Source organism: Novosphingobium album (ex Liu et al. 2023) (genome assembly GCF_029076845.1).
In the GTDB taxonomy this organism is placed as follows: domain Bacteria; phylum Pseudomonadota; class Alphaproteobacteria; order Sphingomonadales; family Sphingomonadaceae; genus Novosphingobium.
In genome coordinates, this window is sequence record NZ_JARESE010000059.1 from 1 (window position 1) to 12,882 (window position 12,882).

The window sequence follows — 12,882 nt, forward strand, 5'->3', positions numbered from 1 at the left end:
GGCCTCCCATCGGAATGGTCTTCTGTGGGAGGCCGGGCGGGGGCGTGGGCCGGTGCCGCAACTGAAATGCGCTCTTGCGCGCATTTCCCTCGATCACCCATAGCAGCGACTGTCATATTCGCCGGGCATAGGGTGGCCCATGCTTCGAATCCTCGCGCTGCTGCTCGCGGCACTGGCTGCCGCCATCACCCCGCCGGCGATGGCCCGGCAGGCTGCTCCGGTCGTCATCCTCGTCTCGCTGGACGGGTTTCGCGCCGACTACCTTGACCGGGGCGTCACGCCCAACCTGGCCGCGCTCGCCGCCAGGGGCGTGAGCGCGGCGATGCGCCCTTCCTTCCCGTCCAAGACCTTTCCCAATCACTGGGCCATCGTCACCGGCAAAGTGCCGGACCACAACGGCATCGTCGCCAACCGGATGGAAGACCCCGCGCGGCCGGGCGAGGTCTTCACCATGGCCAGCGACGATCCGTTCTGGTGGAACGAGGCCGCGCCGGTCTGGGTCGATGCCGAAAAGGCCGGCATCCGCACCGCGACGATGTTCTGGCCGGGCTCCAACGTCGCCTGGGGCGGCACGCGCGGAACGGGCGAACACGCGGCCATCGCCGGCGGCACGCGCCCTCGCGACTGGCAGCAGTTCAACGGCGCGGTCACGCCGGAACAGCGCGTCAACGCCGTGCTCGACTGGCTGCGCCGGCCCGCCACGATCCGCCCGCGCTTCGTGACGCTCTATTTCGACACGGTCGATACGGCAGGCCATACCTTCGGCCCCGACGATCCGCGCACCACCGCCGCGCTGGCCGAGGCTGACGGCGCCGTCGGCGCGCTGGTGAAGGGCCTGCGCGATCTGCGCCAGCCCGCCGATCTGGTGATCGTCGCCGATCACGGCATGGCCGGGGTATCGAGCGAACGGACGATCGCGCTGGACCGGATCGCCGATCCCGCGCTCTATCGCATCGTCGAAAGCGGGCCTTACGCCAGCCTCGTTCCCACCCCCGGCAGCGAAGCGGCGCTGGACGCGCGGCTGCTTGCCCCGCACCCGCACATGCAGTGCTGGCGCCGGCAGGATATTCCCGCGCGGCTGCGCTATGGCCCCAATCCGCGCATTCCGCCGCGGCTCTGCCTGGCCGAGATCGGCTGGCAGATCGTGCCGACGCCCCCCACCGAGCCCTCATCCGGCGGCGCGCACGGGTATGACAATGCCGCGCCCGAGATGGCCGCGCTGTTCATTGCCAGCGGCCCGCGGATCGCGCGCGGTGGACGGCTGCCATCGTTCGACAATGTCGCTGTCGCGGCCCTGCTGCGCGATCTGCTCGGCCTCCCCCCGGCCCCGGACAGCGATGGCGACGATACTCCGTTCCGCAAGGTGCTGCGCCGCTGACCCGGCGCGGCATCCCGCCCCGATTGCCGGATGGACCGCCGGGCCACGGCGCGGTATAGCGGCGGCATGATCCGGCGCGTGCTCACTCTCCTGCTGGTCGTATGCCTGACGCTGCCCGCTCTCGCGATGAGCGGGCACGGCATGGCCATGCCCGCGCCGCGCGCCCCGGCCGTGCACGCGATGGGCCATGACGCCGGCCACCGGCCGACCATGCCGCAGGCCGAGCGCAAGGACTGCATCGGCTGCGTCACCCCGCTGCGGGCCGAGCCGGCCCTGTCCGACAGTGCCGATCTTTCCGGCGCGCGCTATCGCTTCGGCGACGACCGCCGCTTCGTGGCTGCCCTCGCCGCGCCCGAGACGCCCCCTCCCCGCGCCTGAAAGCCGCGAGCCGGCGCGAATGCCCGCGCCTCGTTCTCCAGGACTTTCAGGATTACAGCAATGAACCGCATATGGATTGCGGCGCTCGCCAGCGCCGCCGCTATCACGACTCCCGCGTTCGCGCAGGACATGGCGCATGACCATGCCCACATGGACCCCGCGCCCGCCGCCGCCCCGCCCATGGATCATTCAGGCATGGATCACGGCGCCATGGCCGACATGGCCATGCCTTCCCGGCAAGGGCCGGAAAACCCCGTTCCCGCCGCCGGATCAGGCACGTCGCGGCTCCCCGCGAACGAAGGCCCGATGCGCGGCTTGCATGTCATGGCCGGGAACTGGATGCTGATGGCGCACGGCTATGTCTCGGGCCAGTATACCGACCATTCGGGGCCGCGCGGCGATGACAATGCCTATATCACCTCGATGGCGATGCTCACCGCCGAGCGCGAGACCGGCTTCGGCCGGGTCCAGCTCCGCTCGATGCTGAGCCTTGAGCCGGCGATGCAGGCGCGCGGCTATCCCAACCTCTTCGCCACGGGCGAGACGGCGGGCGGCGTGGCGCTGGTCGATCGCCAGCACCCGCACGACCTGTTCATGGAACTGGCCGCCCGCGTCGATTTCGACATCGCGCCCGATACGCGCCTGTTCCTCTATGGCGGCCCGGTGGGCGAGCCGGCGCTGGGGCCCAGTGCTTTCGTCATGCGCGCCTCGTCCGGCTACAACCCGGAGCCGCCGATCGCGCATCACTGGTTCGATTCGACGCATATCACTTACGGCGTCGTCACCGCCGGACTCGCCTCGTCGCGCTGGCAGATCGAGGGTTCCGCCTTTCGCGGCGCCGAGCCGGACGAGCACCGCTGGAATATCGAGACGCCCAAGCTCGATTCCTGGTCGGTGCGCGCCACCTTCCATCCCGGCCCGCAATGGGCCTTGCAGGCCAGCTATGGCCAGATCCACGAGCCCGAAACGCTCCATCCCGGTGAGGACGAGCACCGCTTCACCGCATCGGCGCATTATGCCGACGGCAAGGGGTTCACGGCCATGGCCGGGTTCAGCGCCAAGGACCGGGTGCCGGGCAGGACGCTGACCGCGTGGCTGGGCGAGGCGAACTGGAACCTCGACGCGCACAACACCCTGTTCGGCCGGATCGAGAACGTCGCCAACGACGAGCTGTTTCCCGATCATCACGACCCGCTGCACGATCGCGCCTTCCGCGTGACCAAGCTCCAGGCAGGTTATGCCCGGCGGATCGCGCTCGATCCGTTCGAGCTGGCGCTGGGCGGATCGCTGGCCACGTTCGCCAAGCCCGACGCGCTCGATGCCGCTTACGGCAGCAACCCGTGGGGCTACACGCTCTTCGCGCGGCTTTCGCTCGGCAGCTAGGGCGTGCAGCGCACCATGCCGCGCGCCTCGAACGCGATGCGTTCCTGCGCGTCATGGATGACGAAGCGGCTCGGCCAACTGCTGCCGGCCGGGCCTTCGGTCCCGCCGGGGCCGGCCTGCGCGGCCAGTTCGATCCAGCTGTCGAGCCCCACGTAAGTCGATCGCGCGCCGGCGGGGAGCTCCGCGCTTCCCGCCTTGGCCGCGACCGGGCGCAGCTTTCCCTCGACCTTGAGGTAGCCCCGGTCATCCTGCGTCACGAACAGGGGATCGGCGGCGGGATCGGTGCCGGGGCGGAAACTGCACCCCGCGCGGCCCAGATCGAAGCGGACGATATCGGCGCGCGTGATCGGCTGGGGCAGGATCGGACGGAAAGGCGTCTGGTTCATCCGTTCGACCATGGCGATATCGCGATCGTCGTCCCGCGATTTCTCGACGGGGCTCTCGCCGCAGCCCGCGAGCAGCGCGAGGCTCAGCAGGGCCCATACCAGTCTTCTCATCACTTGCGTCCGAACAGCTTCTCGATGTCGTGGTGTGCAAGCTTAACCCATGTGGGGCGGCCATGGTTGCATTGGCCCGAGCGCGGAGTGCGTTCCATCTCGCGCAGCAGCGCGTTCATCTCCGCCACCGAAAGCGCTCGCCCCGCCCGCACCGAACCATGGCAGGCCATCGTCGCCAGCACATGTTCGAGCCGTTCGCCCAGCAGCAGGGCATCGCCGTTCTGCGCCAGATCGTCGGCGATATCGCGCACCAGCGCGCCGGGATCGGACGTGCCGAGCACCGATGGCACCGCGCGCACCAGCATCGCCGATGGCCCGAACCGCTCGACGACCAGGCCGAACCGCGCCAGCTCCCCGGCCTTGTCTTCCAGCGCGTCGCAGGCGGTTTCCTCCAGCTCGACCACTTCGGGCAGCAGCAACGCCTGACCGCGCGCCATCGCCTCGCCCGCGCCCGCCGCCTTGAGCCGTTCGAGCACGAGCCGTTCGTGCGCGGCATGCTGATCGACGATGACCAGCCCGTCCTGCGCTTCCGCGACGATATAGGTGCCCGCGACTTGTCCGCGCGCGACGCCGAGCGGATATTGCGCCGCCGCTTCGGGCTCCGCCTCCGCCTGTTCGGCGCGCGCGGCCGGCGGCGCCATGATCGCCTCATCATAGCCGCGCCAGGCCTGCCCCGCCTCGCCGACGCGGGCTTGCGGCGCGGAATATTCGCGGGCGAACAGCGATTGCAGCCCGCGCGGCGGCGGTGGGGCGGCCGGCGCCGGCGCGACCGGCTCGACTTGCCAGTTGGCCATGGCCGAGGCGGCCGGGCCCTGCGCGCTGCGCTGGCCGGCGGTATCGAGCGCGTGGCGCAAGGCGCCCACCAGGAAGCCGCGCACGAAGGCGGGATCGCGAAAGCGCACCTCGGTCTTGGCCGGATGGACGTTGACGTCCACGTCCTCGGGCGGGACTTGCAGGAACAGCGCCAGCACCGCGTGCCGATCACGCGCGAGCATGTCGGCATAAGCGCCGCGCACCGCGCCGATCAGCAGCCGGTCCTTCACCGGACGGCCATTGACGAACAGGTACTGGTGATCGGCCACGCCCCGGTTGAAGGTCGGCAGGCCGGCAACGCCGGTCAGGCGCGCCGCGCCGCGCTCGGCCGCGATCACCACGCCGTCGTCGGCCAGCTCGCGCGCGACGATGCGGGCGACGCGCGCCGCGGCATCCTCGCCCGGCTGGACCGCCAGCACGCGGCGGCCGTCATGCTCCAGCGTGAAGCCGATCTCGGGCCTGGCCATCGCCAGCCGGCGCACGATATCGAGGCAGACGGCATATTCCGCGCGCGCCGAGCGCAGGAACTTGCGCCGCGCCGGCACTTTGCCGAACAGGTCCTCCACCCGGATGCGCGTGCCGGGCGGCAGCGCGGCCGGGCCATCCGCGGCCAGCGCGCCATGGTCGATCACGCGGCGCCAGCCTTCGCCCGCCCGCTCGCCTTCCCCTCGCGCGCGGCTTTCGATGGTCAGCCGCGCGACGCTGGCGATCGAGGGCAATGCCTCGCCGCGAAAGCCCAGCGTCGCCACTTGCTCGATCCTCTCGTCAGGCAGCTTCGAGGTGGCATGGCGTTCCAGCGCCAGCGCGATCTCGGCCGGGGCCATGCCGCAGCCATCGTCGGTCACTTCGATCAGGTCGAGCCCGCCCGCCGCAAGCCGCACCGCGATGTTCGCGGCGCCCGCGTCGATCGCGTTCTCGACCAGTTCCTTGAGCGCGGAAGCCGGCCGTTCCACCACCTCGCCGGCGGCGATGCGGTTGACGAGATCATCGGGAAGGCGGCGAATTTCCGGCATGGTCCGCCAGAGTAGCGACGAAACGCCGCGATTTCGAGACGGACTTCGGGTTATGCCCACAGGCGTTTGCCACAAATTTTTGGCCTTTCCCCGGCGCATGGGTTAAGGAGCCGCCTTCCACACTAACCCGCCGGCCAGAGCTTGCCAAAGATCATACGGTAAGTACCGGACAAGTCACGGATTTTTTAATGGCCTCGTTGATGTCACGATTCTTCAAATTCGGTTCCCAGAACATGGCGATCGACCTGGGTACGGCCAACACGCTTGTCTACGTTCAGGACCGTGGAATCGTGCTGAATGAACCCTCGGTCGTCGCGATCGAGACGATCAACGGCATCAAGAAGGTCAAGGCCGTGGGTGAGGACGCGAAGATGATGATGGGCAAGACGCCCGACAGCATCGAGGCGATCCGCCCCTTGCGCGACGGTGTCATCGCCGACATCGAAATCGCCGAGGAAATGATCAAGCACTTCATCCGCAAGGTCCACGGCAAGCGCAGCCTGTTCCGCTATCCCGAAATCGTCATCTGCGTGCCTTCGGGCTCCACCTCGGTGGAACGCCGCGCGATCCGCGATGCCGCCTCGAACGCAGGCGCCAGCCAGGTCTACCTGATCCTGGAGCCGATGGCCGCCGCGATCGGCGCCGACATGCCGGTGACCGAGCCGGTCGGCTCGATGGTGGTCGATATCGGCGGCGGCACCACCGAAGTGGCGGTGCTCTCGCTGCGCGGCCTGGCCTATACCACCTCGGTGCGCGTGGGCGGTGACAAGATGGACGAGGCGATCGTCTCCTACGTGCGCCGCCACCACAACCTGCTGATCGGCGATGCCACGGCGGAGCGGATCAAGAAGGACTACGGCATCGCCACGATCCCGGCCGACGGCATCGGCGAGACGATCCACATCAAGGGTCGCGACCTCGTCAACGGCGTGCCCAAGGAAATCACCATCAGCCAGGCCAACATTGCCGAGGCGCTGTCCGAGCCGATCGGCGCGATCATCGAAGGCGTGCGCATCGCGCTGGAAAATACCGCGCCCGAACTGGCCGCCGACATCGTCGACCAGGGCATCGTGCTCACCGGCGGCGGCGCGATGATCCAGGGGCTGGACGAATACCTGCGCGAAGAGACCGGCCTGCCCGTCAGCGTGGCGGAAGACCCGCTGTCCTGCGTCGCGCTGGGCACCGGCCGCGCGATGGAGGATCCGGTCTATCGCGGCGTGCTGATGACCGCCTGAGATTTTCGAGTCGGCGTGGGGCTCGTCCCTGACCGCAAGGACGCCGCGCAAGAGTGGAGAGTTCAGCGCATGGCGCCGCCTGCGAACCGGCGCTCCGGCTATTCCCGCAGGGCGCAGTACAGCACGTTCTTCAGCTATGCCGCCGGGGTGCTCGGCGCGCTGCTGGGCCTGATGCTGCTGATCGCCTCGATCGTGAACCCCGGCCTGTTTTCCGGCCTGAGGGGCATCGCCGCCGACGCCGCCGAGCCCGCCAGCGCGGCCACGGCGGGCGGCAGGGCCGTGAGCAAGGGCTTCTTCGAAAGCATCGCCGGCTTCTTCGAGACCGGCAGCCGCCAGGCCAAGCTCAAGCGCGAGTTGGCCGAAGCGAAAGTGCGGCTGGCCGAAGCCGATGCCGTGGCGGCGGAAAACCGGCGGCTCAAGCACTTGCTGGGCCTGGCCGAGCGCGATCCGCGCCCGGTGGCGGTCACCCGGCTGACCAGCTCGACATCGGCCAGCGCGCGCCGCTTCGCCACCCTGGGCGCGGGGCGCGACAGGGGCGTGGCCAAGGGGATGCCGGTGCGATCGACCATGGGGCTGGTCGGCCGCGTGCTTGAAGTCAACGGATCAACCGCGCGCGTGCTGCTCGTCACCGATACCGAAAGCCTCGTGCCGGTACGCCGCGCGAAGGACGGCGTACCCGCTTTCGCGCAGGGGCTGGGCGATGGCACGATCCAGATCCGGCTGATCAACCTGGGCGTGAACCCGCTGAAGCCCGGCGATGTCTTCGTGACATCGGGTTCGGGCGGGCTCTACCGGCCGGGCACGCCGCTCGCGGTCGTCTGGAAAGTGACGCACGACGGCGCGATCGCGCGCGTGCTGAGCAATCCTTCGGACAGCGATTACGTCATCGTCGAGCCGGTCTGGGCGCCCGAGCCGCCCAGCGTGCCGGTGCCGCCGCCCGAAGAGCCTGCCGCGAAATGATCCGGGCCGCGACATGAAAGGGAAGGTGCTGTCCTTCTTCCACGGCGAAGGCGCGCCGCGCAAGCGCATCAACCGCGCGCCCTCGACCATGCTGGCGCGCGGCCTGCCCTGGGTGAGCGTCATGCTCGCCTCGCTGCTGCCCGGCTGGGCGCTGATCGCCTCAGCGCCGGTGATGCCGCCGTTCGGCTTCCTCGTCTATGTCGGCTGGCGCCAGCTTCGGCCCGGCCTGCTGCCGGTCTGGGCGGGCCTGCCGCTGGGCCTGTTCGACGATCTCTATTCCGGCCAGCCCTTCGGCGCGGCGATCATGCTCTGGTCCGCCGCGACGATCGTGCTCGACGTGATCGAGGCGCGCTTGCCTTGGCGCAATTTCTTCACCGAATGGCTGGTGGCGATGGGGCTGATCGTCGCGTATATCATTCTCGGCGTAGCGCTGGCGAACCTGTCCGGCGCGGCCACACCCTTTCGAGTCATCGTGCCGCAGATCGTCTTTTCCATCCTGTCCTATCCGCTTGTCGGCCGTTTCGTCGCCGCCGCGGACCGTTTCCGGCTGATACCCTTCAAGGAGATCCGATGAAGCTGCTGGGCAATCGCCATGTCAGCATGGCGACGCTGCGCAACAGCTTCGATCGGCGCAGTGTCGTCATCGGCGGGTTGCAGGCGGGGATCGGCGTGCTGCTGGCCGTCCGGCTCGGCTATCTGGCCGTGGCGCAGAACGAGAAATACCAGCTTGAGGCGGAAAGCAACCGCGTCAACCTCTCGCTGATCCCGCCGCGCCGGGGCTGGATCCTGGACCGCAACGGCGCCCCGCTCGCGTCCAACCGCGCCGACTTCCGCGTCGACGTGATCCCTGAGCGGATGGACGACAGCGCGACCACCATCGCCGAGCTGGGCAGCCTGCTCAAGCTCACCGCCGTCGACATTCGCGACCTTGAGGACAAGATCGAGAAATCGCACGGCTTCGCGCCGGTGGAAGTCGCCTCCGGGCTCGACTGGGACCGTTTCGCCGCCGTCAGCGTGCGCCTGCCCGATATGCCCGGCGTCGTCACCCAGCGCGGCTTTTCGCGGTTCTATCCGCTGGGCTGCGCGGTGGGCCACCTGGTCGGCTACGTCGGCGCCGCCTCGGCCGAGGAATACCAGGAAGAGCGCGACCCGATCCTGGTGACGCCGGGTTACAAGGTGGGCAAGGACGGGCTGGAGAAGATCTACGAACAGCGCCTGCGCGGCAAGCCCGGCGCCCGGCGCGTGGAAGTGACCGCCGGCGGACGCATCGTGCGCGATCTCGAAACGCGCGAGGATGTGCCGGGCCTGCCGATCAAGCTGACCATCGACAGCCGGCTGCAGGACTATGCCGCGCGGCGGATCGGCCCGGAATCGGGCGCGGTGGTGGTGATGGATTGCCAGAACGGCGACATCATGGCGATGGCCTCGATGCCCAGCTTCGATCCCAACAGCTTTTCCGACGGCATCGGCCGCATCGAATGGAAGATGCTGTCCGACGACGATCACGTCCCCTTGCGCAACAAGGTGCTGCGCGGCCTCTATCCGCCGGGCTCCACGGTCAAGCCGATGGTCGCGCTCGCCTTTCTGGAGGCGGGGCTCGATCCCGAGGAATCCACGGTCTGCAACGGCGGGCTGCGCGTGGGCAACCGCGTGTTCCACTGCTGGAACCACCGGGGCCACGGCAGCGTCAACATGGCCAAGGGCATCTACCAGAGCTGCGACGTCTATTTCTATCACTTCGCCCAGAAGATCGGGATGGACCGGATCGCGGCGATGGCCCGCCGGCTCGGGCTGGGCCAGGAATTCGAACTGCCGGTGGTCGGCCAGTCCTATGGCACCGTGCCCGATCCCGCCTGGAAGCAGCGCAAATACGGCAAGGAATGGGCCGTTTTCGATACGGTCAACGCCACGATCGGCCAGGGCTACTTCCTGGTGAACCCGTTGCAGCAGGCGGTCATGGCCTCGCGCATCGCCAGCGGGCGCGTGCTGATGCCGCGCCTGCTCTATAGCGACAAGCCGTCGAACGCACCCTCGCTCGGCATCCCGCAGGAACACCTGGACTATGTCCACCAGGCCATGTCCGACGTGGTCAATGGCCCCGGCACCGCGCATCGGGCCGCACTGCCGATCGAGAACATCAAGCTGGCGGGCAAGACCGGCACCGCCCAGGTCGTCAGCCTCAATGTCGGCAGCGGCAAGGGCGGCTTGTGGAAGCACCGCGATCACGGCCACTTCATCTGCTTCGCCCCGTTCGACAAGCCGCGCTATGCCTGCGCGGTGCTGATCGAGCATGGCGGCGGATCGGGCGCGGCCTATCCGATCGCGCGCGATGTCATGACTTACCTCTGGGCCCCGGACAAGGCGCTGGAGATGCTGCACGGCTTCGAAAAGGACTGGGGTGGTACCGCGCAGCAGCGCCTCGAAGCCCGCTACCGCACGTATGCCGCGCAATATGGCGACAGCGCGCCCAAGGTCTCGCCCGACGAGGAAACCGAGAAAGTGCGCGAGGCCGAGGATACGCAGGAGCAATCCCAGCCCATGGTGCACGACGCGCAGCCCCCGCCACCCGAGCCGGTGGCGCCCCCCGAGGCTGAGCCGCAGCCCGCCGCCCCCACCCCGGCCACGGGCTCCGCACCGTTCATTCCCCTGACCCCGCCACCCGGCACGGGAGGCGGGCAATGAGCCGCTTCATGGTTCCCGATACCATCGCCCGCCAGCCCTGGCAGGTGCTCATCCCGCTCTCGGCACTGGTCGCGCTGGGCGCGGCCGTGCTCTATTCGGCCGCCGGCGGCAGCTTCACGCCTTATTCCGCATCGCACATCTATCGCTTCATCTTCTTCCTGGGGATGGCGATCGTCCTGTCGCGGTTGCCGCGCGAGTTCTATCGCTGGGCCGCTTACCCGGCCTATGGCGGCGTCGTGCTGCTGCTGGTCTTCGTCGAACTGCTTGGCGCGGTGGGTGGCGGCAGCCAACGCTGGCTCGATCTGGGGTTCATGACGCTCCAGCCATCGGAACTGATGAAGCCGGCGATCATCCTGGTGCTGGCCCGCTTCTACGAAACGCTGCCGGCGGCCATGACGGCAAGCTGGCGCGGGCTGGTGCCGGCGGCGATGCTGATCGGGCTGCCCGCCGGCCTGGTCATCCTGCAACCCGATCTCGGCACCGCGCTGGCGATCTGCTTCGGCGGCGTGGTCATCATGTTCCTCGCCGGCCTGCCGCTCTACTGGTTCGTGGGGGCGGGCCTGGGCGGCGCGATCGTGGCGCCGATCGCCTTCTTCACCCTGCTCCACGATTACCAGCGCAACCGCGTGCTGACTTTCCTGGACCCGGAAAGCGATCCGCTGGGCACCGGCTACCACATCACCCAGTCGAAGATCGCGATCGGATCGGGCGGCCTGTTCGGCAAGGGCTTCGGCAACGGTTCGCAAAGCCATCTGGAATACCTGCCCGAATCGCACACCGATTTCGTCTTCGCCACGATGGCGGAGGAATGGGGCATGGTCGGTGGGCTGTTCGTGCTGTGCGTCTTCGCGATCGTGCTGACCTGGGGCCTGCGCGTGGCGCGCGCCAGCCCGGACCGCTTCTCCTCGCTGCTCGCCGCCGGCATGAACGCGACGATCTTCTTCTATGTCGCGATCAACCTGATGATGGTGATGGGCCTGGCCCCGGTGGTGGGCATTCCGTTGCCTTTCATGAGCCACGGCGGCTCCTCGATGATGACCAACATGATCTGCATCGGCACCCTGATGGCCATAGACCGCTGGCGCGCCCGGCCCAGTCGCCTGGGCTGAAAAAGAACACAAATTTCCCCCTTCCCAACCCCCGAACAATCGCTATACGGGCCCCTCCTTCGCCGAATCGGCAAGGTCGCAAGGCCGGGCAGGATGGCAAGTGTGGACGCATAGCTCAGTTGGTAGAGCAGCTGACTCTTAATCAGCGGGTCCTAGGTTCGAGCCCTAGTGCGTCCACCAAATTTCCAAATACTTACAGATAGTTAGACTATCTCCGGGATTGGGAATTCCATCCTCTTGAGTGGCTAGGTAGCTCTCTAGGTAGCGCGCTCCTGGAAACAGATTTTCTGAGCGAAAGTGCAAGAGAGCCGTAACGCTGGTTGTTTTCCGGCCCAGATCAAGCTCGCTTTCCAAGGCTGGCACGAATCGGCATTCTCAAAGTCGTCAGGCCTGCGGCTTATATTTGAGTTCCGCGATCCCATCCCTGCGGTACGAGGTGACCAAATGACAAATTCGGGTGCGATGATCGTGATCTGCCCGTCGTGCTCGACTGCAAATCGGGTGCCGAAGGATAAGCTTCTCGCGGGAGGCAAGTGCGGCCGATGCGGATCGCTGCTATTCCTAAAGCAGCCCTTGGTTCTCACCGCAGCCAACTTTGGTGCACACGCTACCAAAAGCGACATTCCGCTGCTCGTTGATTTCTGGGCAACCTGGTGCGGTCCTTGCCAGCAGATGGCTCCCGCCTTCACTGCGGCCGCCGGCCAACTCGAACCCAGAGTGCGTCTAGGAATGCTGGACACGGAAGCCGATCAGGCCGTTGCTGCCCGCTATGGAATCCGCTCGATCCCGACCCTGATCCTATTTTCAAAGGGGCGTGAGGTTGCCCGCCAATCTGGCGCGATGTCAGCTACTGCCATTGTCACCTGGGTGCGGCAGGCCCTTCCTGCATAGAATATGGTGCTAAATGCGGCGTCCGTATGCGAGAAGCTGGCGCTGCCAGCGGCACCGTCTCTGGCATGGGACCGAGACATTATTCAGATGCGCCTTGACGCAAAAGTTCGATAACCCGCGAGAGCTTGTCACGAACTACCTGCGCAGCCTTCGTCAATTCTGGATTATCGATTGCCTGCATTGAGGCCACCGGATCAATCGCGGCAACTTCGACCTCGCCGGAGCCGTACTGTTGGACAATGACATTACAGGGCAGCATCAGCCCGACCTTGTCTTCCACCTGCAACGCCTCATGGGCCAGGCCTGGATTGCACGCCCCAAGAATTGTGTAAGGCCGGAAATCGACGTCGATCTTCGACTTGAGTGTCTGCTGGATATCGATCCGGCTGATGACACCAAACCCTTCGGTTTTAAGGGCAGCTTCGGTGCGCGCAATGGCATCATCGAACGGACCCTGAAGCTTGGCGGCCATATAGTACGTCATCTTTGATCCTCTCAAATTCAGCAGTTCGGCCAAATCAGCCTATCACGCCGACTCGCCAG

General features: G+C 67.3%; 12 protein-coding genes and 1 tRNA gene. 10 read left to right on the forward strand and 3 right to left on the reverse strand.

Going from position 1 to position 12,882, the window contains the following annotated elements; genetic code table 11:
• Nucleotides 1-139 precede the first annotated feature (139 nt).
• The 3 genes from PYV00_RS16730 to PYV00_RS16740 all read left to right on the forward strand — a co-directional run bounded on the left by PYV00_RS16730 (nucleotide 140) and on the right by PYV00_RS16740 (nucleotide 3,139).
• Nucleotides 140-1,378, forward strand: coding sequence for an ectonucleotide pyrophosphatase/phosphodiesterase (locus PYV00_RS16730; RefSeq protein WP_275229450.1), 1,239 nt, complete (start codon nucleotides 140-142; stop codon nucleotides 1,376-1,378).
• A 66-nt stretch (nucleotides 1,379-1,444) separates the two neighbouring features.
• Entirely contained in the window at nucleotides 1,445-1,756 is a 312-nt protein-coding gene (locus tag PYV00_RS16735; protein WP_275229451.1) for a hypothetical protein, read from the forward strand.
• A gap of 60 nt (nucleotides 1,757-1,816) precedes the next feature.
• Nucleotides 1,817-3,139: a hypothetical protein gene (locus PYV00_RS16740; RefSeq protein ID WP_275229452.1), complete on the forward strand. Its 1,323-nt coding sequence runs from the start codon at nucleotides 1,817-1,819 to the stop codon at nucleotides 3,137-3,139.
• On the opposite strand, the gene PYV00_RS16745 is transcribed toward PYV00_RS16740, so the two are convergent.
• Together PYV00_RS16745 and mutL are read right to left on the reverse strand one after the other, a co-directional pair.
• The gene (locus tag PYV00_RS16745) at nucleotides 3,136-3,636 is read right to left on the reverse strand and encodes a hypothetical protein (protein WP_275229453.1); all 501 of its coding nucleotides are present in this window, start codon (nucleotides 3,634-3,636) and stop codon (nucleotides 3,136-3,138) included. The genes PYV00_RS16740 and PYV00_RS16745 overlap by 4 nt on opposite strands.
• The gene (mutL, locus tag PYV00_RS16750) at nucleotides 3,636-5,462 is read right to left on the reverse strand and encodes a DNA mismatch repair endonuclease MutL (protein ID WP_275229454.1); all 1,827 of its coding nucleotides are present in this window, start codon (nucleotides 5,460-5,462) and stop codon (nucleotides 3,636-3,638) included. Before mutL ends, PYV00_RS16745 begins: the two co-directional genes overlap by 1 nt.
• Nucleotides 5,463-5,650: 188 nt before the next feature.
• On the opposite strand from mutL, the gene PYV00_RS16755 reads away from it, so the two are divergent.
• From PYV00_RS16755 to trxC, 7 genes are all read left to right on the forward strand, one after another.
• A complete protein-coding gene (locus PYV00_RS16755) occupies nucleotides 5,651-6,697 on the forward strand; it encodes a rod shape-determining protein (protein ID WP_275229455.1) in 1,047 nt (348 codons plus the stop codon).
• Between the two features lie 69 nt (nucleotides 6,698-6,766).
• Nucleotides 6,767-7,657 (forward strand): rod shape-determining protein MreC, encoded by an 891-nt coding sequence (gene mreC, locus PYV00_RS16760; RefSeq protein WP_275229456.1) that lies wholly within the window; start codon nucleotides 6,767-6,769, stop codon nucleotides 7,655-7,657.
• 13 nt (nucleotides 7,658-7,670) lie between these two features.
• Nucleotides 7,671-8,231 (forward strand): rod shape-determining protein MreD, encoded by a 561-nt coding sequence (locus tag PYV00_RS16765; protein ID WP_275229457.1) that lies wholly within the window; start codon nucleotides 7,671-7,673, stop codon nucleotides 8,229-8,231.
• The gene (gene mrdA, locus PYV00_RS16770) at nucleotides 8,228-10,339 is read left to right on the forward strand and encodes a penicillin-binding protein 2 (RefSeq protein WP_275229458.1); all 2,112 of its coding nucleotides are present in this window, start codon (nucleotides 8,228-8,230) and stop codon (nucleotides 10,337-10,339) included. Before PYV00_RS16765 ends, mrdA begins: the two co-directional genes overlap by 4 nt.
• On the forward strand, nucleotides 10,336-11,448 hold the full coding sequence (gene rodA, locus PYV00_RS16775) for a rod shape-determining protein RodA (RefSeq protein WP_275229459.1): 1,113 nt from the start codon (nucleotides 10,336-10,338) through the stop codon (nucleotides 11,446-11,448). Before mrdA ends, rodA begins: the two co-directional genes overlap by 4 nt.
• Nucleotides 11,449-11,552: 104 nt before the next feature.
• Nucleotides 11,553-11,628 (forward strand) — tRNA-Lys (locus PYV00_RS16780).
• 282 nt (nucleotides 11,629-11,910) lie between these two features.
• A complete protein-coding gene (gene trxC / locus PYV00_RS16785; protein ID WP_275229460.1) occupies nucleotides 11,911-12,339 on the forward strand; it encodes a thioredoxin TrxC in 429 nt (142 codons plus the stop codon).
• Nucleotides 12,340-12,418: 79 nt separating this feature from the next.
• Here trxC and PYV00_RS16790 read toward each other — a convergent pair whose 3' ends face one another.
• Nucleotides 12,419-12,856 carry a DUF302 domain-containing protein gene (locus tag PYV00_RS16790; RefSeq protein WP_245638441.1) on the reverse strand — a complete coding sequence of 146 codons (438 nt, stop codon included), beginning with the start codon at nucleotides 12,854-12,856 and terminating at the stop codon, nucleotides 12,419-12,421.
• Nucleotides 12,857-12,882: the final 26 nt, after the last annotated feature.

Bases quoted from the DNA above. Each gene is read 5' to 3' on its own strand.
- PYV00_RS16765 (WP_275229457.1), top strand. From the start codon at position 7,671: ATGAAAGGGAAGGTGCTGTCCTTCTTCCACGGCGAAGGCGCGCCGCGC.
- PYV00_RS16745 (WP_275229453.1), bottom strand. From the start codon at position 3,636: ATGAGAAGACTGGTATGGGCCCTGCTGAGCCTCGCGCTGCTCGCGGGC.
- rodA (WP_275229459.1), top strand. From the start codon at position 10,336: ATGAGCCGCTTCATGGTTCCCGATACCATCGCCCGCCAGCCCTGGCAG.
- PYV00_RS16740 (WP_275229452.1), top strand. From the start codon at position 1,817: ATGAACCGCATATGGATTGCGGCGCTCGCCAGCGCCGCCGCTATCACG.
- PYV00_RS16730 (WP_275229450.1), top strand. From the start codon at position 140: ATGCTTCGAATCCTCGCGCTGCTGCTCGCGGCACTGGCTGCCGCCATC.
- PYV00_RS16735 (WP_275229451.1), top strand. From the start codon at position 1,445: ATGATCCGGCGCGTGCTCACTCTCCTGCTGGTCGTATGCCTGACGCTG.
- trxC (WP_275229460.1), top strand. From the start codon at position 11,911: ATGATCGTGATCTGCCCGTCGTGCTCGACTGCAAATCGGGTGCCGAAG.
- mreC (WP_275229456.1), top strand. From the start codon at position 6,767: ATGGCGCCGCCTGCGAACCGGCGCTCCGGCTATTCCCGCAGGGCGCAG.
- PYV00_RS16755 (WP_275229455.1), top strand. From the start codon at position 5,651: ATGGCCTCGTTGATGTCACGATTCTTCAAATTCGGTTCCCAGAACATG.
- mrdA (WP_275229458.1), top strand. From the start codon at position 8,228: ATGAAGCTGCTGGGCAATCGCCATGTCAGCATGGCGACGCTGCGCAAC.
- mutL (WP_275229454.1), bottom strand. From the start codon at position 5,462: ATGCCGGAAATTCGCCGCCTTCCCGATGATCTCGTCAACCGCATCGCC.